Origin of the sequence: Sphingobacterium sp. UME9 (assembly GCF_014170215.1) — a bacterium.
Classification (GTDB): Bacteria; Bacteroidota; Bacteroidia; order Sphingobacteriales; family Sphingobacteriaceae; genus Sphingobacterium; species Sphingobacterium paramultivorum.
In genome coordinates, this window is record NZ_LZZP01000001.1 from 237,456 (window position 1) to 261,911 (window position 24,456).

Annotated in this window: 24 protein-coding genes; 16 read left to right on the forward strand and 8 right to left on the reverse strand. The window is 40.5% G+C overall.

Annotation, left to right across the window (positions count from 1 at the left end; translation table 11 throughout):
* Nucleotides 1-29: 29 nt before the first annotated feature.
* The 3 genes from A9970_RS00980 to A9970_RS00990 all read right to left on the reverse strand — a co-directional run bounded on the left by A9970_RS00980 (nucleotide 30) and on the right by A9970_RS00990 (nucleotide 7,733).
* On the reverse strand, nucleotides 30-1,460 hold the full coding sequence (locus A9970_RS00980) for a RagB/SusD family nutrient uptake outer membrane protein (protein WP_182981002.1): 1,431 nt from the start codon (nucleotides 1,458-1,460) through the stop codon (nucleotides 30-32).
* Nucleotides 1,461-1,480: 20 nt separating this feature from the next.
* A complete protein-coding gene (locus A9970_RS00985; RefSeq protein ID WP_182981003.1) occupies nucleotides 1,481-4,582 on the reverse strand; it encodes a TonB-dependent receptor in 3,102 nt (1,033 codons plus the stop codon).
* A 265-nt stretch (nucleotides 4,583-4,847) separates the two neighbouring features.
* A complete protein-coding gene (locus tag A9970_RS00990) occupies nucleotides 4,848-7,733 on the reverse strand; it encodes a triple tyrosine motif-containing protein (protein WP_182981004.1) in 2,886 nt (961 codons plus the stop codon).
* Nucleotides 7,734-8,176: 443 nt separating this feature from the next.
* On the opposite strand from A9970_RS00990, the gene A9970_RS00995 reads away from it, so the two are divergent.
* The 16 genes from A9970_RS00995 (at nucleotide 8,177) to A9970_RS01070 (ending at nucleotide 22,239) form a co-directional block, all read left to right on the forward strand.
* Nucleotides 8,177-9,487, forward strand: coding sequence for a site-specific integrase (locus A9970_RS00995; RefSeq protein ID WP_095439102.1), 1,311 nt, complete (start codon nucleotides 8,177-8,179; stop codon nucleotides 9,485-9,487).
* Between the two features lie 655 nt (nucleotides 9,488-10,142).
* A complete protein-coding gene (locus A9970_RS01000; protein ID WP_095439103.1) occupies nucleotides 10,143-10,535 on the forward strand; it encodes a single-stranded DNA-binding protein in 393 nt (130 codons plus the stop codon).
* Nucleotides 10,536-10,579: 44 nt separating this feature from the next.
* Nucleotides 10,580-11,437, forward strand: coding sequence for a DUF932 domain-containing protein (locus A9970_RS01005; RefSeq protein WP_095439104.1), 858 nt, complete (start codon nucleotides 10,580-10,582; stop codon nucleotides 11,435-11,437).
* A 386-nt stretch (nucleotides 11,438-11,823) separates the two neighbouring features.
* Nucleotides 11,824-12,822, forward strand: a complete 999-nt coding sequence (locus A9970_RS01010; RefSeq protein ID WP_182981005.1) for a site-specific integrase — start codon at nucleotides 11,824-11,826, stop codon at nucleotides 12,820-12,822.
* 104 nt (nucleotides 12,823-12,926) lie between these two features.
* On the forward strand, nucleotides 12,927-13,811 hold the full coding sequence (locus A9970_RS01015; protein ID WP_182981006.1) for a tyrosine-type recombinase/integrase: 885 nt from the start codon (nucleotides 12,927-12,929) through the stop codon (nucleotides 13,809-13,811).
* Nucleotides 13,808-14,833 (forward strand): tyrosine-type recombinase/integrase, encoded by a 1,026-nt coding sequence (locus A9970_RS01020; protein WP_095439107.1) that lies wholly within the window; start codon nucleotides 13,808-13,810, stop codon nucleotides 14,831-14,833. Before A9970_RS01015 ends, A9970_RS01020 begins: the two co-directional genes overlap by 4 nt.
* Before the next feature lie 773 nt (nucleotides 14,834-15,606).
* A complete protein-coding gene (locus A9970_RS01025) occupies nucleotides 15,607-17,415 on the forward strand; it encodes a reverse transcriptase/maturase family protein (RefSeq protein WP_124535635.1) in 1,809 nt (602 codons plus the stop codon).
* Nucleotides 17,402-17,680, forward strand: a complete 279-nt coding sequence (locus tag A9970_RS28985) for a hypothetical protein (RefSeq protein WP_259655306.1) — start codon at nucleotides 17,402-17,404, stop codon at nucleotides 17,678-17,680. Before A9970_RS01025 ends, A9970_RS28985 begins: the two co-directional genes overlap by 14 nt.
* Before the next feature lie 229 nt (nucleotides 17,681-17,909).
* Nucleotides 17,910-18,107 carry a DNA-binding protein gene (locus A9970_RS01035; protein ID WP_095439188.1) on the forward strand — a complete coding sequence of 66 codons (198 nt, stop codon included), beginning with the start codon at nucleotides 17,910-17,912 and terminating at the stop codon, nucleotides 18,105-18,107.
* Nucleotides 18,108-18,132: 25 nt separating this feature from the next.
* On the forward strand, nucleotides 18,133-18,303 hold the full coding sequence (locus A9970_RS28990) for a hypothetical protein (RefSeq protein WP_259655307.1): 171 nt from the start codon (nucleotides 18,133-18,135) through the stop codon (nucleotides 18,301-18,303).
* A 178-nt stretch (nucleotides 18,304-18,481) separates the two neighbouring features.
* Complete coding sequence (locus A9970_RS01045; protein ID WP_095439108.1) at nucleotides 18,482-18,691, forward strand: hypothetical protein; 210 nt, start codon at nucleotides 18,482-18,484, stop codon at nucleotides 18,689-18,691.
* A complete protein-coding gene (locus tag A9970_RS01050) occupies nucleotides 18,688-19,278 on the forward strand; it encodes a PRTRC system protein E (RefSeq protein ID WP_095439109.1) in 591 nt (196 codons plus the stop codon). The genes A9970_RS01045 and A9970_RS01050 overlap by 4 nt, the downstream gene beginning before the upstream one ends.
* Nucleotides 19,279-19,308: 30 nt before the next feature.
* Nucleotides 19,309-19,527, forward strand: coding sequence for a PRTRC system protein C (locus A9970_RS01055; protein ID WP_095439110.1), 219 nt, complete (start codon nucleotides 19,309-19,311; stop codon nucleotides 19,525-19,527).
* A gap of 17 nt (nucleotides 19,528-19,544) precedes the next feature.
* Nucleotides 19,545-20,714 (forward strand): hypothetical protein, encoded by a 1,170-nt coding sequence (locus A9970_RS01060; protein WP_095439111.1) that lies wholly within the window; start codon nucleotides 19,545-19,547, stop codon nucleotides 20,712-20,714.
* The gene (locus A9970_RS01065; RefSeq protein WP_095439112.1) at nucleotides 20,711-21,433 is read left to right on the forward strand and encodes a PRTRC system protein B; all 723 of its coding nucleotides are present in this window, start codon (nucleotides 20,711-20,713) and stop codon (nucleotides 21,431-21,433) included. Before A9970_RS01060 ends, A9970_RS01065 begins: the two co-directional genes overlap by 4 nt.
* Nucleotides 21,433-22,239 carry a PRTRC system ThiF family protein gene (locus tag A9970_RS01070; RefSeq protein ID WP_095439113.1) on the forward strand — a complete coding sequence of 269 codons (807 nt, stop codon included), beginning with the start codon at nucleotides 21,433-21,435 and terminating at the stop codon, nucleotides 22,237-22,239. Before A9970_RS01065 ends, A9970_RS01070 begins: the two co-directional genes overlap by 1 nt.
* A 228-nt stretch (nucleotides 22,240-22,467) precedes the next feature.
* On the opposite strand, the gene A9970_RS01075 is transcribed toward A9970_RS01070, so the two are convergent.
* From A9970_RS01075 to A9970_RS01095, 5 genes are all read right to left on the reverse strand, one after another.
* Entirely contained in the window at nucleotides 22,468-22,875 is a 408-nt protein-coding gene (locus A9970_RS01075) for a response regulator transcription factor (protein WP_095439114.1), read from the reverse strand.
* Between the two features lie 13 nt (nucleotides 22,876-22,888).
* On the reverse strand, nucleotides 22,889-23,155 hold the full coding sequence (locus A9970_RS01080; protein WP_095439115.1) for a hypothetical protein: 267 nt from the start codon (nucleotides 23,153-23,155) through the stop codon (nucleotides 22,889-22,891).
* A 272-nt stretch (nucleotides 23,156-23,427) separates the two neighbouring features.
* Entirely contained in the window at nucleotides 23,428-23,715 is a 288-nt protein-coding gene (locus A9970_RS01085; RefSeq protein WP_095439189.1) for a helix-turn-helix domain-containing protein, read from the reverse strand.
* 2 nt (nucleotides 23,716-23,717) lie between these two features.
* Nucleotides 23,718-24,005, reverse strand: a complete 288-nt coding sequence (locus A9970_RS01090; RefSeq protein WP_259655308.1) for a helix-turn-helix domain-containing protein — start codon at nucleotides 24,003-24,005, stop codon at nucleotides 23,718-23,720.
* 143 nt (nucleotides 24,006-24,148) lie between these two features.
* Nucleotides 24,149-24,415, reverse strand: a complete 267-nt coding sequence (locus A9970_RS01095; RefSeq protein WP_095439116.1) for a molybdenum ABC transporter permease — start codon at nucleotides 24,413-24,415, stop codon at nucleotides 24,149-24,151.
* Between the last annotated feature and the right edge of the window lie 41 nt (nucleotides 24,416-24,456).

A 24,456-nucleotide genomic window follows, 5' to 3' on the forward strand; every position in this document is an offset into this window, starting at 1 on the left:
CGTTTGAACGGAGTTATTTTGTGTAATGATTACCAACCGGTATTTTGAGGCATTTCTGGTGTTTGGATCCGTTGATTCTCCGGAATCGGAAAAAGCATCATTTTATCCTGGAAAGTTTTTCCATTGGCTGCCATGGCAGTTTTTCCCTGTTTTGTACGAATTAAATCAAACCAGCGGTCATGCTCAAATGCTAATTCAAGGCGTCTTTCTTTCCAGATCAACTGACGGAGCTGTGCTTGATCGGTTGTCGTTACATTGGCTAATTTTACGCGTGTACGTACCGTATTCAATGCATTCAGTGCTTCGCTGCTATTGCCAACCTCATTTGCAGCTTCGGCCAGGATAAGATAAATTTCACCCAGACGGAGGTAACGTACGTTTTTATCACCATCAGCGGCACCTCCATTTGCAGAGGAATACGCTTTTTCATTATACATGGGATTTTCTACACCATTGTCAATTAGACGGCCATCGTATAGGGTTTCACCCCTGAAAATAATCGTTGCATCGCGACGGATATTGTCTTTTTCGGCATTGAAGGCATCCAATAAGTTTTGACTTGGGATATTAAAACCCCAGCCTAAGTTGACCGCTCCTCCACGAGGTGCCTGTACTTGACTATATTGTTGGATACCATGTGCGATAGAGGTACCCCTTGCTTGAAATTCAAATAATGATTCGGGGCCATTTTCCCCCGCTAAACGCCAAATTGTTGCGTAATCCGGTTCGAGACTGTATCCTCCAGATGTGATGACAGTTTTCGCCATATCAGCAGCTTGTTGCCATTTGCTTTGATACAAATAGACTTTTGACATTAATCCTTGTGCAGCACCTTTGGTTGCTCTACCTAAATCTTTTGCAGCATAAGCAGATTTGAGTGGAAGATTGTCGATAGCAAATTGTAAATCAGCTTCAATATAAGCGTAAACTTCAGCTGCGGGTTCTCTTTTTATTAAATCACGTTCTTGAATAGGAACATCGCCCCATCCACGCACAAGATAGAAGTAGTTCAATGCACGTAGAAAACGGGCTTCGGCAATCAATCTGTTTTTATAAGCTTCGTCTGTCAAACCAAATTTTTCTGTGTATGCAATAGCTTGCGTAGCACGCCCAATAGATTTATACCAACGTGTCCACATGGAAAGAAAGGAACCTGTTGTTGAAGTGTAAGTCAACTCGTCTAAACTTAGTTTATCACCACCGGCATCTGTAGCTGAACTACCTTTATCCGCATTATCGGAAAGCATGTCCGTGATACCGATGTAAGAGAAAGAATAATCCCAATCAGTAAACATTCCATATACACCATTGACAAATTGCTCGGGTGTGTAGATTTCTTCACTGTCTTCGGCTTCAACATATTCTTTAGAAGGAACATCTAAGAAGTTGTTATCTTTGCAGCCTTGCAATGCAATGCCCCCACTAAGAAGAATTGCTATATAAAGTTTGTTAATTTTCATTGTCTTCAAAACTAAGGTGATTAAAATTGCATGTTAAGTCCAAATAAGAAATTACGTGTCGTTGGATAAGCCGAAAGCTCAATACCAGAAGTTAAATTTGGACTACCGTCGCCTGCAAGTTCAGGTGAGAAACCACTATAATTCGTAAATATAAATGGATTCTGTGCAGTAACATATAATCTTAGTTTAGATCTCGAGCTATATAAGTTGTTGAAAGTGTATCCTACGGTGATATTATTGATACGGAAATAAGCGCCCGATTCAAGGAAATAACTCGAAGCCCAATATGCTCTTTCTGCACCAGGATGCTCATTGGTTGAACCTGCGCCAGTCCAGCGATTTTCAAAAGTTGACAACGCGATATTCTCACCCGCATTGGAACGAACACTATTTAAACCATTGTAAACCTTATTGCCTGCAACACCATATCCGGAGATATTAAAATCAATAGCTTTGTAATTAACACCAACATTGATACCATATGTTGAAGTCGGTAAAAATGATCCAAAGAAAACCTTGTCGCGGGAATCGATGACACCATCTTCATTTTGATCCTTGTACTTCAGATAGCCAGGTTTTGCAGCGCCAAACGATGGGTAATTTTTTACATCTTCAGCGTCTTGGAAGACACCATTTGCTTCAAACATCCACCAGCCATAGATCGGTTGTCCGACACGGAGTTGTTTGGTAATCTCCCCATTATTTAAACTACCTCCAGTAGCACGGTCATAGGCAGGAACCACTTCTGTTACTTTGTTTTTGTTGTAGGCATAATTGACGCCAACGGTATAACTGAATTCAGGATTAATGCTTTTGTTCCAATTTAAAGCTACTTCAACTCCTTGATTCAGCACTTTGGCACCATGCGCATAGAAATTTTTCTCTGAAGGAGAAGTGTAAGTTGGCGTTACATCAAGAATAGTATTGGTATTCAGCTTATGATAGTAGTCAATGGATCCTGAAAGCTGATTGTTTAGAAAAGCAAAGTCTACGCCAGCGCCTGTTTCTCTGGTTACTTCCCAGGTTAGATTCACGGCAGGAGTACCATAAGCACTACCATAGACCATATTCTGTTCAGGACCGAAAACGTAGTTGTAATTTGAACTTTCTGGATTTGTTAAAATTGTGGATACATTTAACGGGATATCTTGGTTACCTAATTTACCCCAGTTTCCGCGCACTTTCAATAAATTAATCCAGCTGGCATCTTTCATAAAGCTTTCGTTGGTTACCGTCCAGCCCAATCCAACGGAAGGGAAAGTACCCCAATATTTTCCTGTATTACGGAATACGCTTGATCCGTCACGGCGCAAGGTAGCCGTTAAGTAGTATTTGCTATCGTAATTGTATTGTAGTCGACCAAAATAAGACGCTAATGCCCTTGGTGTGTAATAGGTTTGTAAAGAGACAATACCATAATCATTAGTGCCCTTGGCTAAGTTAATATTCCAATACTGCTCTTGTTCAGGCACATTATAGCCAGTTTGGCTATTCATGCTATTAATGTCGTATTTCTCACGTGACATCCCCACAACCGCCTCAATATGATGCTTGTCAAAATTCTTGTTGAAGGTCAAGAAATTCTCGATAGACCAACGGAATTGTTCCAAATTTTCATATTTCAGACTATTGTCTACATAGTCAAGGGCTTTTGGATTGTTTTCCTTTAATTTGATGAAATCAGATTCATTCAATAACGTATTTGCATTTAACCATTGATCTTTTACATTATTAAAAATCCGTTGTTTCGAATAAAATTTATTCCCGCCAATACGCGAATTGATTTTCAGATAATCGGTTATTTTGAATTCTCCCTCAAAACTTCCCTGTAGACGGAGCGTATTTGTTCTTTCATTTTGACGTAAAACCTCATACACTGGATTTCCAATGGAATTTAAGTTTCCGATGGCTTGCCCAGGAGCTGCCTCAATACCGGCAACACCAGTTGTTGTATTTACACGACCTAAACCGTAACGGCCATTATCAAACATCACGGGAGCCAGCGGTGACTGACGATAAGCCGTGGTGAAAGCACTATAGGGCTTGGGCGTTGCGTTTGTTAATGTAAGATTTAAATTTTGACTGAACTTTAGGCGATTGTTTAAAAATTTATATACGTTGTTATTGCGTATGGTATTTCTTACAAATTTGGAGCCATCAAGAATACCATTTTCGGTATAATTGTTTGCGGATACGAAGTAATCAACTTTCTCAGTTCCGCCAGAAATATTAACGGCATTATTAAATACAGAACCTGTACGTAATAATTCGTCATACCAATCTGTATTATATTTTTGATTCTCTGCTAAACGGTACGATCCATTGGTCGAGGTTAGGTATTCATTGGCAAATGTTCTAAATTGGTCAGCGTTTGCCATTTTCACACGATTGAGGACATTTTTTATGCCTGCAAAGCTTTCATAATTGATGTTTGTCGTCCCCGTTTTACCTTTCTTCGTGGTCACGATAATAACACCATTTGCAGCCCGAAGACCGTAAATAGATGCAGAGGATGCATCCTTCAAAACATCCATAGATTCAATATCTGATGGGTTGATATTATTAATATCTGTTTGTGCAATTCCGTCGACAATATAGAGTGGATTCCGTCCTGATAATGCCGTTCCTAAGCCCCGGATAATTACATTGGGTGAGGAACCGGGTGCTTCATTTGCAATAATATTGATACCTGCAGCTTTACCTTGGATGGATTGCATCGCCGACATGGCAGGTTGCTTTGTGATATCGGATGATTTCAAGGAGCTGATCGATCCTGTCAGATCGGCTTTCTTTTGCGTACCGTAACCGATAACCACAACCTCTTCGAGTGCTTGGTTTTGATTTTCTAAGAATACATTGAGTTGCGTTTGATTGCCAATGTAGACGGTTTGTGTGCGATAGCCTAAAAAGTTAAAGACCAATGAGTCGGTAGGAGAGGCGTTGATTTGAAATTTCCCCGTTGCGTCGGTTTTTGTAGATACTGCTTTCCCTTTAATACTGATGGTGACGCCAGGCATGGAGATCATGCTTGAGCCATCTTTGACCACTCCTTGTATGGAAGTTTGTCCATAGGCAACAGATACGACCATGGATGTCAAAAATAATGCGGATAGATTCCTCATATCGTTAATTTTTGGTGTTTGTTTAAAATACGTTGGTTATTTCCCTGAAGCAAATATGTTGATGTAGTACAACTTTGCCAAAGTTTAACATTTTCACATCACTACTACATGAAATTTTAGCTTGCTCAGTTTACCTTTTTTTGTATTTTATATTTTTGATAGTCAGTTTTTTAGCTTGTGTTTTTAGACGAAATAACACGAGCTTTAGTGTGTTTTATACACTAAAGCTCGTGTGTGGTAATGATGTAGTGTATGTGATGGGAATTTAACGTTCCATTAGGAATTCAGAGAGGTTTTTGTCTGTGGGAATGCCTAACTTTTTACGTAATCGATAGCGTCTAATTTCGACACCGCGTGTACTAATGTTTAGCAATGAGGCAATTTCCTTACTCGACATATTGAGCCTTAAGTAGGCGCATAGTTTAAGGTCATTGGGGACAAGATCAGGAAACTCTTGTTTCAATTTCTTGAAAAAATTCTCATGTGATTCGTTAAAGCTTCTTTCAAAAATATGCCAGTCACGATCGTCATTATGGGCATCATCAATGAGCTTGTTTATTTTTTTCAATTCATCCGAACTCAGTTTGTTGCCATCAGCATCTTTAAGCTGTTTAAGCTCGTCGTGTAAATTGTTCAACATCTCATTTTTGTAAACGATATTGAGTGCTGCATTGGCCAGTTCTTTATTTTTTAATTGAAGCTGATCTTCTAATTGCTGGTTTTTAAGTTTGATCCAGTCCTTTTCTTTTTGCTCGGTTTCGCGTTCCAAAGCAATCTTTTTCTCTTCCAACCATTTTCGCCGTATTTGAAACTGACGCTTGCGCTCCTGCTGAAGACTAAATATATAAGCTAAATAGATGAGCGTTATCAGCACCAGTGTATAAAATACCTTTGCCCACCAAGAAAGGTACCATGGATACCGAATAGTAAAGGAAAAAGTTTGAATTTCCGAAACCAAGCCCATATTGTCCTTCGCCCTTATTTTAATTTGAAATTTTCCATAAGGTAGATTCGTGAAATCTTGATAGGCAGTTTCACTCCATTCGGACCAATTGTCCGAGTAACCTTCGAGATAATATTGGTATTGAATCGGTGATGACGAATAATATGGACTTGAAAAGCTAATTCTAAGATTATTGTCCGATGATGATAGTTTGAACGCTGAATCTGGAATAATAACCTGTCCTGTTGTCAAGTTGATGAGTTGTGCTATTTGTGGAAGTGGCAACCTATATTTTTGTGATTTATCGGAATGACGATAGATCGCAAATCCATCATCTAAACCGATGAGATAGTATTGGTTTTCAATAGGGAGGATGTTTTCATAGTTATTCATCATTCGATCCTGTAAGGGACTGAGCAGATTGGAGTCAATATGAAGTTTGCCCTTACTGTCAAAATCTACTTTAGCAATTTTTGTCTTCTGAATAAACCAGTAGCTGTTTGTATTGATCGGTATGACCTTATTTGAATTTTTATAGGTGCCTAATGCTGTGTTTAATTCATCGGCATAGCTGAATCTTTTTACAATATTGTCGAATTGGAGAAATCCGCTGTCCGTCGCAAATACAAGATTATTTTCTAATGTGTAAATCCCCGTAAATTGCCTCTTTGAAGCGATACTGTCCTGTTTGGAGGAAAATAAAATATTTGCCTGTTGGAAATTCGCATCAAATCCGAGTAGCTGTATCTGTCCCCAATCGCCAATCCAAAAGGTATGGTTATCTTTTTGCGCCAAAAATCGAACTGGTTCTTTAACGCCCGCGAATTGCTGGACGAACTGAAGGTGTATACCATCGAAGCTAAATTTCGATAGGCCCGTATAGTTTCCTTGAAGAATATTTTTTGTTCCAAAAATAGGCTTGAATATCCAGCCGCCAGTGATCTGTGAAATCTTCTCGAGTCGCCCATTTACCAATTTGAAGGTTCCATCATTATGTCCACAGATAAGTTCATCGCCAAATATGGCTAAGGTCCATACCTGACCGTTTGAATTGGGAATCTGAGAAAAATTTAACGAATTATAATTGTTTAATCCCTTCCATTCGCTTGAGAATAATCCCTTATTGGTTCCAAGATAGATTTTCCCCTGATAGATTATTGATGTATAAACCGTACCAATTTTTCCAACAAAATCAGTATAAAATGATAACGGGGAGTTGATTTCAATGCGGTCTATACCATTATCAAGTCCCACCCAGATATTCTTCTGATTGTCCTTCACAATACTGAGTACGGTATTGTTTTGGAGACCATTGTTTTTATTGATATGCTGAATGACCTGGCCATTTTTATTGATGACAATAACACCGTTTTGGATGGTGCCAAAAGCATATTGTCCGTCATAGAGGTATAAGCCATTGTTTATTTGTGATTGGCTCAAGAGCTGGTTTGCCGGAACAGGCCAGGGTAGGATGGAACCATCGGCTTTCATCAGGTAAAGACCGTTTCGCGAAGTAGCAATAAGCGAGGTCGTTGCGTCGAAAGGTAAGATGGCAAGTACATTTTTATCTTTCAAGACGTCTTTTCCTTTTACAGGGATTAATTTATCCTGTTTAAATTCATGCAGACCACTTGGCAGCTGTTCGAAAAATAGCGTGTTATTGAGCTGATGTGGAAATAAAAAAGGTTCACCTTTAGCCGTTAGTTGCCGTATACGATTGTTTTCCCAAATATAGGATTTGGAAAATGTATGAAAAAATACCCGTTGGTCCTCAACAATGATTTTCCAGATTTCTTCGTTTGGAAAATAGGTCTTGTCCTGCACAAGTTTAGAGATACTATGATAGGTCAAGTTTCCGAAAGGTTTGGAAGTCCAATAGCCAAATTCACCTCTTCCACCTGTGTAAATCTTTCCGTCTTTACCTATTGCAACACTTCGGACTGTTGAGTGATTTGGTAGTGGAAAGATACGCCAGTATTGTCCGTCAAATTGTAGCAGCCCTTCGGTATTTGCACTATAAATGCGACCATCTTTATCGACTGCCAAAGACCAGTTCTGATTTCCGGCCTTGTATTGGTCTTTTTTGTATTGTTTTACAAAAGGTGTTCCTGTAGGTATGATTGTCTGGCAATAGCCAGAGTGCATTAAAAAAAATAAAATGCTGCAAAACCAAAAGATATAGACGTTACTATATTTTTTTGTTGTCATCGACTCCCTCACTTTAAACTGATTTTGGGGACAATATATCGATTTTATCGCAGAATTGATAATCTCCCTCGTCGTGCGGAGCGCTGGTAGCTCTGGCAGATCTCCATCTTATTTTGGAGCTGAACCGACGGATTGATGGAAGAAAAATTAGAAGAAGCCAGGAGCTCTATTTTTATTTTTTTTAAAAAATAATACGAAATAGCAAAAATAAGCAAAACGGCGAAGACTGTTAAAACACAGTGGTTTATGGAACACAAGGCTTAAACTGGAAGTCGCTGTACTTTAGTTTTGGGGCTTAAAAAGACAGGGTTAGGTTACTAAATCGTTACTGGTTATTGTTAGTCTGACTTAGTTCAACTGATTATATTTCAGTCTTTTGCAATCCTCTGCATCTTTCCTTGTAACTCAATGAAATTTAATTTTAAACATTAAACAATTGAGTTATGGAACAGTCGAAAAGGTCAACGTTTAAGCTGCTTTTCTACCTAAAGAAAAATGAGCCGAAAAAGAACGGCGCAGTTGCCATCATGGGGCGTATTACCATTGATGGTAAACCTGCCACATTCAGCACCAAATTAGAAATCCAGCCCGACAATTGGGATTTGAAGCACGGTCGGGTATCGGGAAAAAGCAATGTTGCGATAAATACCAATAATAAACTGGATAAGGTTCGGGTACGCATTGTCAAGATTTACGAGGAAATGATGAAAGACGAGGGCTTTGCTACTTCGCAAAAAGTAAAGCTCTCGTTTCTCGGTGTGGGCGTTATGGACGATGCCGTCCTAAAGCTATTCCGAAAGGAAAATCAGGACTTCGCAAGAATGGTCGCCAAAGGCGAAAGGTCGGCAAGTACATACGCCAAGTATAAGAAAGTTTACGAACATCTTGCCGAGTTCATCAAGCTGCGCTATCACAGGGATGATATGGCTTTCCGTGAACTGAACGGCGATTTTATCCGTGAGTTCGATTTCTTTTTAAGGATTGACAAGGAATGCACCCATAATACGGTATGGGTCTATACGATGCCTGTTATTGCGCTTGCCAAATTGGGCGTTAAGAACAGGCTGATACGGGATAATCCTTTCGAGGATTACGAAATCAACATGGAGGAAACCGACCGCACCTATCTTTTGAAAGAAGCGGTCGAAAAACTCATGCTGTTAAAACCGTCCAAACAGCGGTACGAATTGGTAAAAGACCTCTTTATTTTCAGTTGCTTTACAGGGCTTTCCTACATTGACATTAAGAAACTGAAATGGAGCAATATCCAATCCTTTTTTGACGGGCATCAATGGATTATCAGCCGCAGAAAGAAATCTGATGTTGCTTCCAACGTCCGGTTGATGGAAATCCCTAAGCGTATTATTGAAAAATACAGGGGCGTTACACGCAACGACTTCATTTTCCCCGTTCCGAGCAATTCCACCTGCAACAAGCACATAGAAAAACTTATCAAGGAAGCGGAGATTGTAACCGAACAGAAAGTAACGTTCCACACTGCCCGTCACACTTTTGCCACCATGTTTTTAACCGAGGGTGTACCCCTTGAAAGCCTTAGCAAGATGATGGGACATAAAAATATTTCCACCACACAGATTTACGCCAAGATAACCAGCCAAAAAATCAGCAAGGATATGGATTTGGTTGCCCCAAAATTTGCAGCAATGGAAAATGCCTTTGAAGCCATGCAGAATGAAAAGGATGTTCCGGAGGAAATTGTTATGAAGGGCGAAGAACTGGAACTTGCCATATGATGATACCGCCATTTTAGTAAGAGCAGGATTTGAATATCCTGCTTTTTTTATGCCCATACCTAAACCCCAAAGCACATTTAATCTGCCAACGCCGTAGCCGTCCCTCTTAAAAGAGCTTTGTCGGGTTTTCGGATAAAGCGTATTGAAGAAATATCCTTGTACATTTCCCTTCCAATATTTTCCCAATACCCTTTAGGTGGCTACTCCAGCCACCATTTTAAAAGTCAATATTTAGAAATTCTGTAACAGGGATTGATATTCCTATCCATTTTGGAACCATTTACCAATGTCATCTTCATTGCTTCCACATGGTTTTTATCCAAAGAAGCCTGTATGCGGTTTTGTTTTCGTTCCAAGAGCAAAGGTATGACCGTGTTTTTAACGCCGACAAAAGGTCACGCCCTACGGGTTTGTAAAAAAATCTCCACCCTTTGGGTAGTATTTGTTTTCCAAAACCTTGTGTCGCCTAAACACTAACCTTTCTTGCTCGTGAAACGAAACATAGCATACTCCGGCTCCTTAGACGAATAAAAAAAATGTCAGGTATGAAGATTAACAACATTGGAAATGGTACAGAAACGAAACAGCACCTCCACACCATACCGAATAAATCAAAAAAAATCCATCAAATATCAATAATTAAAAATCAGCGAAAATGAACATCACAGGCAGACTGACAAGGAATGCGGAAGTACGCACATTGTCGAACGAAAAACAGGTAGTAAACTTTTCAGTAGCGGTAAACGACAGCTATCGGAACAAACAGGGCGAGCGTGTAGAGCAAACAACCTACTTCGATTGCGCCTACTGGATAAGTGCAAACGTGGCAAGGCTACTGACAAAAGGCACTTTGGTAGAGCTCACAGGGCGGGTAAGCACAAGAGCGTGGGTAAACAAAGAGGGCGAAGCAAGAGCAGGTCTGAATTTCCATACCTCACAAATCAAATTACACGGAGGTAGCAGGAAAATGGAAGCCGTACAAGCTACTGCACAATCTGAAAGCAACGAATTTACAGTACAGGCAACAGAGGACGACCTCCCATTTTAACATCAATCATTTAATCATTTTTTAAACATCAAAATTTTATCAAAATGGCACATAACATCAATTTCAACGAGAGAACAGGAAAATACAGTTTCTTTTCAGTAGAGCAAAAAGCGTGGCACGGTTTGGGTCAAATCGTCGAGCAATACCCAACAAGTGCGGAAGCTATAAAACACGCAGGGTTAGATTACGAAGTTGTAAAATCCCCATTGTTTACCAAAGGGTCTGGCATTATCGAAACCACCAACGGTATAGAGGTTGGCAGTACCGAATTGGAAGTGCCTAACTACTTTGCCAACATTCGCACCGATAACAATGCGGTATTGGGCGTAGTTGGGAAAGATTACCACATTGTACAAAACCGTGAAGCCTTTAATTTCTTTGATGCTATCGTAGGCGGTGGCGAGGGTATTTTATATGAAACCGCAGGTGCATTGGGCAACGGAGAACGCATTTTTATCACGGCTAAACTGCCCGACTATATCCGAGTAGGCAATGGAGATGATGTAACAGAAAAGTACATTTTCCTAACAACTTCGCACGATGGTAGCGGAAGTATTACCGCAGCGTTTACGCCTATCCGTATCGTTTGCCAAAATACCTTAAACGCTTCATTGCGTAATATGACCAATGTTGTTCGTATCAAACACACCTCGGGGGCAAAACAACGTATCGAGAACGCTCACAAGATTATGGGATTGGCAAATACATTGAGCAACCAGTTACAGGGTATTTTCAACGATTGGACAAAAGTAAGAGCCACAGACAAAGAGGTTAGAAAACTTATACAGTTGGCACTTTGCCCAAACAAGGAAACACTTGACCTTATCAAAAAAGGTGCGGAAGATGAAATGTCCACAATGTTCAAAAACACGGTTGAGAACGCTTTTGCATATTATCAGTAGTTTTTAGTTATGCGAAGTAACTTTTGGTTATAATCTGTAAATCAATGTATTGGAGACAATGTTCCGCTGATTAGTTAGCATAATATTTCCTTTGTAGAAGTAACTTTTTATAAACCCATTATTTCTACATCATTATGCAGCACCAATTTGAGTACCATGACGGTACCACAAGAGCGTTGAACTATCTTAAAAACACGCTCACTTACAACAAAAACACTGTGCGCCGGTATGAAAGGCACTGGCTTTTGGTCAAACAGCACATGGAGTGCTACAATCAGGAATGGATAAGCCCCGACGTTTGCCGGGACTTTCTTTTAACCATTTACAAGGGCCGCCTTTACAAGGAATTGTCGCAACCTGAAAAGGCCCTTAACAGGTCAGTCTGCGTGCTATCCCAATTCTTACAGCATGGGACACTTCAAAGGGAAAGGAGCAATTCCTATCTGGATGGGCCAATCGGTGCCTTAATGAAAGACTTTCTTGCTTTAAAAAGTACCCGGCGGCTCAAACCCCTCACTATGGAAAAGATAGAAAGCCACATGAACAAGTTCAATCTTTGGCTCTCTGTTAATAATATCTTTAACATCTGCGAGATCGAGCCTAAACACATCTACGGGTTTATTAAAAGCCTGCCGCCCAATAAAAAGGCGTTGATACACGATACACTGCTGGATCTGAAAGGCTTTTTCAGGTTTGTTTATGAGAATGATATTATCCAAACCGACCTTGCCGCCTCTGTTCCTAAAGATAATTATGATCACCATGCCAAAATCCCTTCCTATTATACAGAAGATGAGATACAACGCCTATTGAACTCCATAGACCGGGGCACGGCGGTAGGAAAACGGGATTATGCTATCCTGATTATTGCTGCACACCTTGGATTAAGGGCATCGGACATTGCACGCCTGAAGTTTGAGAATCTCCAATGGGAAAAAAGCACCCTCATCATTCAACAATATAAAACAGGTAAAGAAATCCTGTTACCGCTGATCCCTGTGGTGGGTAACGCCATACTGGATTACATCCAGTACGGCAGGCCGAAATGTGATGAGCAGTACATTTTCATTCAAAGCAAAGCGCCTTTTGTACCTGTCAGGCCGATAACCATATCAACCTGCGTAGGCAGGCGGTTTATCAACGCCGGTATCAACATAGGCCAGCGTCGGCACGGCGCTCATGCGCTACGCCATAGCCTGGTCAAAGAACTATTGAAGAACAGACAGACCCTGCCCGTGATCACCGAGGTACTTGGCCATCAAAAAACACAATCCACCAAGCATTATATACGCATCGATACCGAGTCTCTAAGCCAATGCGCATTGGAGGTTCCAATGGTTGATCCCCTTTTCTACGCCCAGAAAGGAGGTATATTATTCTTATGAAGAACTATCACTACCAAAGCATTTACGCGCCATATATTGGCGAGTTCATTGCCTTTAAAAGGAGTGTTGGCTATAAGTTTGCACGCCCAAGCAACTTTAGGCAATTGGACAGGTTCATGCTGATCAATGCAAACTCGCAGATTGGTATAACCAAAGAGATAGCGGACAAATGGTGTGCAGCACGCAATAATGAAAATGAGCATACCAGGTATGGCAGGACGGCTTCATTGCGGCAGTTCTCACAGTATCTTCGTAACCTGGGCTTCAACTCCTACATTCCGCAACTCCCGAAGTTCCCAAACAATACGTTTGTGCCTTACATCTATTCGCATGACGAGATAAAGGCTGTTTTTAACGCCTGTGACGGATTGAGGCTGAGGCGCAGAACTACAGAATCTTCTTTGTTGATCATGCCTTGCCTGCTTAGAATGCTGTATGCTACAGGTATTCGTATCACTGAAGCGTTATCATTAAAAAATAAGGATATTGACTTCGACGGCAAATGCCTGATGATAAGGGATTCAAAAAATAACAAAGACAGGTTGGTTCCGATCACCGATACATTGGTGAATGTTTGTAAACAGTATCTGCAAAACAGAATCAATCTGCCTGTTAGCGATCTAGACAAGCCGGACAGTCCCTTTTTCGTATCCCCGCTGGGTTTGCCAGTCAGAGCCTTATCGGTGAGGGGATGGTTTGAAAAGATACTTGCCGGAACTGGTATTACGGGCAATAAACGGCGCCCCCGGCTGCACGATTTGCGACATAGTTTCGCCTGCCATTCGTTTGTAAAACTTGCTGATGATGGTTTAGACCTGTATTGCTCATGGCCATACCTGTCAACCTACCTCGGGCATCAATCCCTTTCGATGACAGAACAGTACGTAAGGTTAACGGAGCAGCTGTACCCTGAACTGCTCAAGGACACTGCCGGTTTATATGTAAATATCCTTCATGAAGATGAAGAAAAGCAGAAAGGGGGACTATGAAACAGCCAACAGACTTTGCCAGGTACATATCCAGCTTCCTGAATAACCATCTACCAAATGAAAGAGGTGTCAGCAGCAATACCATAAAATCATACAGCTACACCTTTATCCTGTTTATCAGCTATATGCGTGATATAAAAAGGGTGAATGTACACAGGCTTTCATTTGCCCACTTCAATAAAGAAGTTGTTGTCAGCTTTCTTGACTGGCTGCAGGATGATAGAAATTGCAGCGCCGCAACCCGTAACCAGCGTTTAGCCGCCATATCTTCTTTTGCCAAATATATAGAGTATATGAACCCGGCAGAACTGCATAACTGCCATCAGATACTGTCCATTCCCTCAAAAAGAGCAAGCCAAAAGACAATAAGCTACCTTACGCTTGATGGCATTAGACTATTGTTAGAGCAACCTGATACTCGCAAAGCAAAAGGCATTAGGGACTTGGCCTTACTAACGTTGATGTATGAAAGCGCAGCAAGGGTACAGGAAATCATTGACTTAACACCGTCCTCTTTGTTTGTTGCCGATAAGCCGTACAGGGTATTGCTGCACGGAAAGGGAAACAAATACAGATCGGTGCCGCTTCCTAAAGAGCAGGTTCATATATTGAAGCTATATATGGAAAGCTCCCGGCTCATGAACAGGGAAAACGCAGATAAACCACTATTCCCTAACAGTCAGGGGCAGAAAATGACGAGAAACGGGGTCAATAACATACTCACGAAATACGCAGATATGGCTCGGCATAAAGATGCCAGCCTTATACCGGAGCGATTGAGTTGCCATGCTATTCGCCATTCCAAAGCTATGCAGTTGCTGGAATCCAATATCCAACTCATACATATCAGGGACTTTCTGGGTCATAAATCTGTGTTGACCACGGAAATCTATGCAAGGATAAACCCGAAATATACTTTTGAGGCGGTAAAAAATGCTTATAAAAGCATTACCACTGACGAGATACCCATGTGGGAAGGCAACAGCGAATTAATCGCTATGCTGAAAAATCTATCAAAATAATCACTTTATTATGCGAAGTAATCGGCCAAAGGCTTCTTGTAACTGGCTGTAATACAGTGCCACTCTAAGGTTACTTCGCATAACTAAAAACTACGGATAATATTCCTTATGCGAACCTTCGCATAAAGAATACGCAATGACAAGCGATACTCAACAAATGGACACCACAAAAGGAACACTGTTCGGAGCGTACAACGCTGTTACAGGTGCGCCCGTACTGGGTGTGTGATAAATATACCATTAGCAAGGTATTAGGTTAGTGTTCTTTGAAACCTATGATCAACCGACTTATCCGAATGGGAAACCAAACGGGGAGTATAGCATGTCGGTAAAACCATAAGTCAACCAGTTGTCAGGTTGCGACTGAATGGGGAGATGAAAGAAACAGATATGAGGATAAAATCGAATCTGATTGAATGATAGTCTGAGTGGCAATCGGCGTAGCTATGGCGTAAGACAACTGAAATCGTCATACTGTACCACTCTTTTTCTGTCCTGTCAGGAAGGAGAGCAAGAACAAGGTACGGCACAACTACAGTAAGTAGAAAAGGACAAGTCATATCCGACAATCTGTTTAAGCTATGTTATCACACATCTAAACGGGGATTGCCTAATTCGGAATGCCACTGGCGTGGCTATGGGGTGCAGACCCTTGAATATCCGATATGGCAACGGAGTCTCCGTAGTAGTCCGAGCAAGGGAAAGCCTTGTACATGGCGAAGGGAGACAGCTAATATCTTTTAGTACAAACAATGGAAAATGTGAGAGACATTATGAGAAATCCGGAATTAGTATTAAACAGTCTATCAGTGCACAGTAAGAATACTGGTTATAAGTACGAAAGGCTTTACAGGCTCCTATTCAATAAGGAGTTGTTCTACGAGGCTTACCAACGCATTTATGCGAAGGAAGGCAACATGACCGAAGGTTCAGATGGCAAGACCATTGACAGTATGAGCCTATCGAGAATTGAGGGGTTAATAGACAAACTCAAAGATGAGAGTTATCAGCCAAACCCTTCAAAGAGGGTGTATATCGCCAAGAAAAATGGACAGAAACGTCCTTTGGGCATTCCATCTTTTGATGACAAATTGGTACAGGAAACACTACGTATGATACTTGAAGCCATATTCGAGAAGCAGTTTGAGAACAGCTCTCACGGTTTCAGACCCAAACGTAGTTGCCATACTGCATTAATTGAAATTAAAAAGACATTCAGTGGTACTGCATGGTTTATTGAAGGAGATATTAAAGGCTTTTTCGATAATATCAGCCATAATGTACTTATTGACATACTCAAAGAACGAATCAAAGACGACAGGTTCATCCGACTGATACGGAAGTTTCTGAATGCAGGCTATATGGAGGACAGAATGTACCATAAAACCTACAGCGGAACTCCACAGGGAGGTATAATCAGTCCCATATTGGCGAACATCTATTTGGATAAACTTGATAAATACGTCAAGGAATATATCTCCAAATTCGACAAAGGGGTCAAACGTAGGATAACAAAAGAAGCCAAAAGTAATGAACATCGTAAATCTTACTTGCTTGGAAAACTGAAACAGGAAAAAGAAGAATATCAAAAGAAAATCCTAAAGGAGCAAATCAGAAAGGTAGAAATGGACAGGTTACAAATCCCTCGATGTGACGAGATGGACGCAGGATACAGAAGACTGAAATACGTAAGATATGCAGACGACTTCCTGATTGGGATAATTGGAAGCAAGGAAGAGTGCAAAAATATCAAAGAGGATATCAAATTGTTCCTTGATGAAAAACTTAAGCTCACTCTTTCCGAAGAAAAAACACTGATTACCCATACTGGAAAGCCCGCATCTTTTCTCGGTTTTCAAATCTATGTACAGCGTTCAAATCTACGCAGGAGAGATAAAAATGGTTTCCTTAAAAGAGCCTATAACAAAAGAGTTGTGTTAAAAGTGTCCGAAGAAACAGTGCGAAATAAACTATTGCACTACAGAACACTGAAAATAGTAACTCATAAAGGCAAAGAGCATTGGAGACCAGTCCGAAGACCACAGCTCATCAACAATGATGACCTTGAAATACTGAACAGGCATAACGCTGAAATCAGAGGGTTTTACAATTACTACTCAATAGCTGATAACTGTAAAAGGATTGATTCATTTGCCTACATCATGGAATACAGTATGTACAAAACCTTTGCAGCAAAATACAAGTCAACTATCCCTAAGATACTTGATAAGTACATGCACAATAAGGACTTCACCGTATTCTACAAGAATAAAAAAGGGCAGATGAAAAAGGTAGTCTTCTATAATAATGGTTTCAGGAAAAACAGAGAAGCCATTGCGAATATTTCAATGGATATGCTTCCTGATACTTATTACACAAGGTCGGTAACAAGCCTTATTGACAGATTAAAAGCAGAAAAATGTGAATTGTGCGGAAGCACAGAGCAACTTGAAATGCATCACGTCAGAAAGCTAAAAGATGTCACGGGTAAGGAACCGTGGAAATTGGTAATGATAGCAAGGAGAAGAAAAACTATGGCGGTTTGCCATGGTTGCCACAGAAAAATTCATGATGGTGGATAGACTGCGGATATTAGTGGAGAGCCGTATACATGGAGACATGTACGTACGGTTCGGGGGAGAGTTCAGGAAAACCTGTCATAGAAATATGATAAGGCGTCAGGTGCTTATCCCACGCTATTTCCAAAATGTACGCAGTTACAAGGACAGCGAAGCCAAGCTACAATCCATTGTATTAGGAGGAACGGCTCAACTCAAATCACAGAAAGCGTTTGAATTGTGTACCGCATTTGCTTCGGACGGTGCGGAAATCCTAAACCTTAATTAAATAACCACAGGCTACCGCCTTAATCGGTGGTAGCCTGCTATAAACCAAAACAATGACAATAGGAATATACAAAGCAACGCTGAAGCACGACACAGGCATAACAACGCTCAGAGTAGTATCACTAAGCGGAAAGCAGGGAGCTATACAGCAGATAACAATCACATAGGGTTGTCCCGAATGTGCCATTGTGGATATAGTAGAAATTTTTAACGATACAAAACAGCAGGATATGAAAGCAACAACAATCGAGGAAGCTAAAAGTCTGGCGAGAGCCAAGAGCCTTGAAAAGAAGTACAAGAACGAAAGCGTATTTATTATTTACTGCAATCGTACAGAGCATTTTTACATAGATACGGACGGTTTAATACGCATTTGGGAAAAGTCATACGGCTACTATTTGAATGGAATTTATACCGCAGAAGATTAACACATAACTATTAAATGTAAGTACAATGGAAACCAAAGCAATAGCTACAAAATTTGTAAGACACGAAGTTCCCGACTTGGAAGCGTTGAAATCTTCAAAGGTTTATCAGTTAAGGGAGAAACTGAACAAGGGCGAGAGATTGAGTAGAGCCGAAAAATTGGCTTGCAGAAGCCGTAAACCGCAACGCCTTTTTTAAAAGAGCCGTTCCCTTGCTTGGTTATCGGTTTGGGTTTGAAGATGTGCTGAAAACCTATATAGTAAAGCAGTACGACAGTTGGCACGAATACAACGCACCCGATAAAACGAGCCTACGGAGTTTCATCTACGGCAGAATTGACAAGATAGCAGAAATCACAAATTAAAAACGAACAGCAATGTACATCACAGATTTAAACGGTTTCCAAATCGAAGTAACCGACCTTGACGATGCTATCCGAATAACAGCAGAAAACAAACAGAATGAACACGAAAATCAAGGGTTTTCAAAATTAGACAAACGTCTGAACAACTATTGGACGGATATGTACGAGAAACTAAAAGCAATCAAGGAACAAATAACAACAATTAAAATTTCAGAACAATGAACACAAATTTTTTCAATCAGATACAGCAGTTGGAATTTACAGGAGTATTACAACTGAACATTTCCAAAGGAGTGGAAAGCAACCTAATCGTAACAGTATTGCTCAACAACGAACAATGCGGAGATAGTGCAAAAGACCTCATTCCCCCATTGACATTTAACGCCACTCCACAGGAGTTTGACGAGGGATTTTTTGAGCAGATAAAAGCACCTATCAAAACCGTTTCGGGTTTAATGGTGGATATGGAAGCCTTTATGAAGCAAATGGAAGCCGTCAAACTGCAATCGGCTATGGAGAAAGAGAAAGCCGAGAAAGCCAAAAAGGAAAAAGAAGCCAAAGACAAGAAATATAAAGACAGTATGACAAAGGTGGACGAGTTGGAGAAAGAGGGCAAATTCCGTGAAGCGTGGATGAAAGTACCCGACATTACCGAGTTTACCGAAAAAGCGGACGAGATACGCAAACGCAAAACATCATTGTCCGACAAGTTCGCCACACCGAGCCTATTCAGAGTAATGGACGAACCAACAGCAGAACCTGCACAAACGGAAGATGCCACAACCGATTATCCCATAGACGAAGAATAATAAAAGTATTAATCCAAAAAATCAAAAGTTATGTTATTAGCAACCGTATTACCAAGAGTGTTTGTACTCAAAGATAAAGGACAGGATATTCCATTGACCGACCCCGAACCACGTTGGAGCGTGGAAGCCGTAATGAATTTTTATGCCAATATGTACCCCATTTTGACGACTGCAAAAGTATCAGCACCGCTGATTAAAGACGATGCGGTTGAGTATCGTTTTGAAAGCGTAATGGGAACAAAAGGATAATTTAAAACCGTAAAGCAATGAACTATGCAACGCAACAAAATATCGGGAACAATCAATATACCCGAACAGCAAAGGCAACAGAAGTTGCACCGACAGTTGGGCGAGTTTGCACAATGGATGCAAAGACCAAAAGACGCAGACCAGGTGCTGAAAGACAAACGAAAATCCGTACCGATAGCAATGCTACCAATGGTTTTTTAAAATGTACGTTTCTCCCTAAACTGAAAACCGCAAAATCTGTACAGGCTTGTAAGAAAACTGAAAGGGATTTTTATCAGTCCCTTTCCAAACTTGCCGAGCATTACAGTATTGAACCAATGCCAACCCGACAGGATTACGGCTATCCCTACAATATGGTATTGGCTATGTGGGATATGGATACCCAAATGAAACGAAGCCTTAGAAATTGGGACGGTTTTAAATTGATACAGGACAGTAAGAAAACCTTTTTAACGAGTGAGGAAAGATACGACACAGGCACAACGCTGTTTTACATTCCCATTATTCCACTCTTTGAAATGTTGCACGATAAACAGCGGAAGCACACCGCACATTTACTGATTTCGGTTTGCAGTTATCTGTACCATATTGTACAAATACCATTTTACAGACAAGAAGACAGCTATTTGTATTGGCTGTATGAAACGCACAAAGATTGGGTAGAACAGGACGATGAAACAGAAGATACAGAAAGTTTTAAAAGTGCATTGAGAAAAGCGGAAACCGTTGGCGACAGGATTGAGCAGAAGTTGTACAACCGTATCAATATAACGGTATTTGAACAGCGTTTAAGCCGTTTTGAAAGTCGTGATACATTCGACAAAGAATGTTGGAACGTAGCTTGTAATGCCTTTGCTCTTTTCACTGAATACCCCACAGCAAGTATTTTCCGAAACGCACCAATGCCCGAACAAGACCCCTATGACGATGATTACGAAAACGAAGTTATAGGAATGGAAAAGTATATTTCCTTTATCGCAGACACTAAAGGTTGGTTGTATGAAAGCATAAATGATAGTATCAACAACGAATTTAACGAGTACGGAATAATGGAAGAACCGACCATTGACAAAGTCTTTGACGGCAGTAAAATAACAGTTGGAAACCTTGATTTTGAGAACCGACTGTTTGAACTATTGGACGACCTTTCCTACCTATTGTATAACTATAAAACCACAGAAAAATGAACAACACAACCGACATAACAACAGATTTCGGAACGCTTTACTTTCCCAAATCCGCATTGGTATTTTACGAAACCAACAGCACGGAGAAAGAAACCTATGTAGAGCATTTCGATATGGACAAAGACGGCAACCCTATCAACGCCCACCCATTGACCGTAAAAGAAGCCAATGTTTTGGCGAAGTGTTTACAGACCGATGAAGAAAAGAACACCGCCTTTTTAAAGTCAAAAGGAATTTTGCCTACCAATGTTCTGCACATCAATCCGAGCAATGATAAAGGCACGGTACTATGGTACACCAAAACACAGCAAAGGCAAATATATTTTGTGGACAGTCTGGGTATTCCCAACGGAATGGCACAAGTCCCCGCAATGCTTTGGTTAGCGAACAAAAGCAGTCTTACTGTATTCGCTTTGGCAAATGACAGAAGACCCACCGAAAAAACACCTTTGCATTACGCTCCGTTTTTCAACATCTACGAAAAAGGCAACGTATGTATGGGAACGGTAAGTATTGACATTAAAAATTCGGCTTCTGTGGAAGAATTTATACAGGCTTGGGAACATTACTTTTTCAATTCCTATTTCAGCCATTCATTGTGCAGTAACCTTACAAAAAAGAACATTATAAGCCTTTGGAAAGACCTTGTTAATACTAACACACCCTTTCCGAAAGAAGCATTAAAAAAGAACAGCAAAACCCTTAAAAATCTATTGTGATGAATAATGAGAAAACAAAAATACATTTCACAGATAACTATCTGTTAAACCCCACCAACCCCATAACGGTAAACCTTATCGGTGCAGGTGGCACAGGCTCAAAAGTATTGACAGCCTTGTTAGAAATAAACGAAAGTTTGACGGCTTTGGGACACGCAGGATTGTCCGTAAGATTGTGGGACGATGATATTATCACACCTGCAAATTTAGGACGACAGCGGTTCTTTGAAAGCGAAACAGGATTGTATAAATCCGTTGCTTTAATCAACCGTGTAAACCGTTGCATCGGTACAAATTGGAAAGCCGAGAACCGAAAATTTGAAAAGGATAATTTCGGACAGATACCCGAAGAAGCACAGGCAACCATTACCATTACTTGTGTAGATAATGTACAATCACGTTTTGACGTTGCTGAAATATTGAACGTATTATGCAACCGCAGAAATTACCGAGATACACCCAAATATTGGTTGGACTTTGGGAACAGCCAATATACAGGGCAAGTTTTGTTATCTACTATCGGAGAGATAAAACAGCCTAATTCTGAAAAATATGCAACGGTGGCAAGCCTGCCATTTGTTACCGAAGAATTTGGTGACTTGCTGAAGCAGTCCGAAGAACAGGACGACACGCCAAGTTGCTCACTTGCCGAAGCATTGCAAAAGCAGGATTTATTTATAAATGGCTCATTGGCTCAAATAGGTTGCTCTTTGCTTTGGGACTTGTTTCGCTATGGAATGACGGAAAACAGAGGTTTTTTTCACAATTTGAAAGACTACCGTACTCTACCGATAAAAGTCGGTTAAAGCCCGAAAAATCGGGCGACAAAAATACAGATCCTCCCTATGGTCGGGACAGTATTTTTGTTTTAAGCGGTACAACCCATTTACCAAAATATTTGCTTCGCAATTTTGCCAAAACGGTTGTTGTTTTTTGAGGGATATTCTTTATCCCCCTTGTTACTGTTGGTGGACTACTTTCTTTCGTGAGCCTCAGCGAAAAAGAAAGTAGCAAAGAAACCGATATTGTTACCGCTACTGAAAATATTCCGTTGCTATCGCAGCAATTCCGACACTGAAATATTTTTTGTCTGCTGCAAGGGCTTTTACGGCAGTTACCAGTTCATCGGGGTCTGCGAATTTCAAGACATAGCCCGATACGCCAGCATCCAGCATATCCGCTACGTTTTGTTTGTCGTCTTTGGTACTCGAAACTAATACTTTTAAATCGGGGTATCTTTCCAGCAGTAATTTTGCCGAAGCCAAATTTTCTTCCACGATACAAACATCGGGCAAACCGTAGCTTTCTATTTTTCCAATGGCTTGTTGTTCATTGTCCGCTTGAAACAACAATTTAAAACCAGCATTTTTAAGTTCCTGTAACGATAATTCCCGAAGTTGGGCATTGTCGTCTATGACCGCTATTTGAATTACAATGTCCATAGTCTATAATATTTTATTTGCTTTTTCGCTTAAACAATTCTTTCCAACTACCTCCCGAATTAATAACGGGCGAGAGTTCCTTTTTCGTTTTTTCGACTTTTATATCCCGTATATTATGAACTATTAGCCAACGGTAAAAGTTGTCCACATTATCGGGAGTGAAACATATTACATCACCATTTTTGAGAGAAATAATAAAGAAGTCGATAGTAGCAGCAAAAGCCGATAGTTCGGAAGCGGGAAATTTTAAAGCTGGATAAGTATTGTTTACAGTGTCCATAATATCCGGTTTTAGTTGAGGAGCCTGCAAACAAAAAAAGGCGCAGGCAACCACACTTACCGACACTAAGGCACTGGTACGCCTCTCCCCGAATAAGCGAGCGCCCACGCCATAACGTGAGCGTTCTTACTTATTGCCTCGGGGATAAAAATTACCAGTTTTTAGTATCGAGACCTAAAGCAAAAACACTTTAAGTATTTTAATATTTTACTTAGCAAAGATAATGATGTCGGTTCTTTTACACAACCATACCATCTACTTATTCTGCATATTTATCTTTTATTAACGTAGTTCCGTTCCAAAATTTCCAGTATATCGGATTGTCTGAATATGATTTTGCCACCTATCTGCACGTAAGGCAGAATTTTATCATCCCTGTATTGTTGTAAAGTTCGCTTGCTGATATGTAACAACCTGCATACATCTTCGCCCGAAAGGTAGATCTCGCCGTTCATTACGGGACGAAAGTTCTCCAGTATCAAACCAATCTGTTTGCGGAGTTCTGCAAGCATCTTTTTGTAGTAGGCGATTTCCTCGGCATCGTTTTCAAAAAATTCCATACTCATTTCTTTTGGGTATCGGAAACCAGTAAATGCTGTACGTCCGAAAGTTTGTAATAGTTCTTTCTGTTCAGTTTGGAATAAGACAAAAGACCTTTGTCCTTATAGGATTGTAAGGTTCGCTTGGTAATACCCAGCATAAGGCATACCTCCTGATTATCCAACCATTTTTCTTCGTTGAAAATGGCAATATATGCCTTACTTGCATCGGTAGTAAGCTGCAACAGCTCGTCCAGTTCTGTGGTCAGTTCATTAAGAACTGACTTCGGTATTGCTATCAATTCCATCATCCTTTTCGGTCTTTTTCACGTTAGGAAGTGAAATTAGAAAAGGTTTTAAGTAGTATTTGAAATGCGTGTTGGGTTGGCTTCGAATGGTAGGGTTTGGCACAAAAGGAAAACGGTACAAGCCTGTAAAGACCAGCACCGTTTTATTAAGGTTTTAATACTTCCGTTTTCGCTGCTATTTCTTTTTTCTCCTTCGAATAAACCCATAACGATAACAGTCCAAAAATTATCAGCGCATAGGCAACCCATTTGCCTACACGTTCAACAAATTTGATGGCAACCGACTTTTCATAGCTTGAAAAACCCTCGGCTCCCGTAGGGCTACGTCTGTAAAACCTACGGCGGTTAATCCAATAACGTAACGCTAAACCTGCTACCAAAAATATTATCCCGATTATCAATGATGACATCATAATTCTACCTTTTTTCTACCCTTTAAATTTACAAAAAATAT

Excerpts from the sequence above, each read along its gene's own strand:
- A9970_RS00990 (WP_182981004.1), bottom strand. The coding sequence starts at position 7,733 with ATGACAACAAAAAAATATAGTAACGTCTATATCTTTTGGTTTTGCAGC.
- A9970_RS01000 (WP_095439103.1), top strand. The coding sequence starts at position 10,143 with ATGAACATCACAGGCAGACTGACAAGGAATGCGGAAGTACGCACATTG.
- A9970_RS28990 (WP_259655307.1), top strand. The coding sequence starts at position 18,133 with ATGGAAACCAAAGCAATAGCTACAAAATTTGTAAGACACGAAGTTCCC.
- A9970_RS01005 (WP_095439104.1), top strand. The coding sequence starts at position 10,580 with ATGGCACATAACATCAATTTCAACGAGAGAACAGGAAAATACAGTTTC.
- A9970_RS01075 (WP_095439114.1), bottom strand. The coding sequence starts at position 22,875 with ATGGACATTGTAATTCAAATAGCGGTCATAGACGACAATGCCCAACTT.
- A9970_RS01085 (WP_095439189.1), bottom strand. The coding sequence starts at position 23,715 with ATGGAATTTTTTGAAAACGATGCCGAGGAAATCGCCTACTACAAAAAG.
- A9970_RS01055 (WP_095439110.1), top strand. The coding sequence starts at position 19,309 with ATGTTATTAGCAACCGTATTACCAAGAGTGTTTGTACTCAAAGATAAA.
- A9970_RS01045 (WP_095439108.1), top strand. The coding sequence starts at position 18,482 with ATGTACATCACAGATTTAAACGGTTTCCAAATCGAAGTAACCGACCTT.
- A9970_RS01090 (WP_259655308.1), bottom strand. The coding sequence starts at position 24,005 with ATGATGGAATTGATAGCAATACCGAAGTCAGTTCTTAATGAACTGACC.
- A9970_RS01035 (WP_095439188.1), top strand. The coding sequence starts at position 17,910 with ATGAAAGCAACAACAATCGAGGAAGCTAAAAGTCTGGCGAGAGCCAAG.
- A9970_RS01080 (WP_095439115.1), bottom strand. The coding sequence starts at position 23,155 with ATGGACACTGTAAACAATACTTATCCAGCTTTAAAATTTCCCGCTTCC.
- A9970_RS01020 (WP_095439107.1), top strand. The coding sequence starts at position 13,808 with ATGAAACAGCCAACAGACTTTGCCAGGTACATATCCAGCTTCCTGAAT.
- A9970_RS00980 (WP_182981002.1), bottom strand. The coding sequence starts at position 1,460 with ATGAAAATTAACAAACTTTATATAGCAATTCTTCTTAGTGGGGGCATT.
- A9970_RS01060 (WP_095439111.1), top strand. The coding sequence starts at position 19,545 with ATGAACTATGCAACGCAACAAAATATCGGGAACAATCAATATACCCGA.
- A9970_RS01095 (WP_095439116.1), bottom strand. The coding sequence starts at position 24,415 with ATGATGTCATCATTGATAATCGGGATAATATTTTTGGTAGCAGGTTTA.
- A9970_RS01070 (WP_095439113.1), top strand. The coding sequence starts at position 21,433 with ATGAATAATGAGAAAACAAAAATACATTTCACAGATAACTATCTGTTA.
- A9970_RS00985 (WP_182981003.1), bottom strand. The coding sequence starts at position 4,582 with ATGAGGAATCTATCCGCATTATTTTTGACATCCATGGTCGTATCTGTT.
- A9970_RS00995 (WP_095439102.1), top strand. The coding sequence starts at position 8,177 with ATGGAACAGTCGAAAAGGTCAACGTTTAAGCTGCTTTTCTACCTAAAG.
- A9970_RS01050 (WP_095439109.1), top strand. The coding sequence starts at position 18,688 with ATGAACACAAATTTTTTCAATCAGATACAGCAGTTGGAATTTACAGGA.
- A9970_RS01065 (WP_095439112.1), top strand. The coding sequence starts at position 20,711 with ATGAACAACACAACCGACATAACAACAGATTTCGGAACGCTTTACTTT.
- A9970_RS01025 (WP_124535635.1), top strand. The coding sequence starts at position 15,607 with ATGAGAAATCCGGAATTAGTATTAAACAGTCTATCAGTGCACAGTAAG.
- A9970_RS28985 (WP_259655306.1), top strand. The coding sequence starts at position 17,402 with ATGATGGTGGATAGACTGCGGATATTAGTGGAGAGCCGTATACATGGA.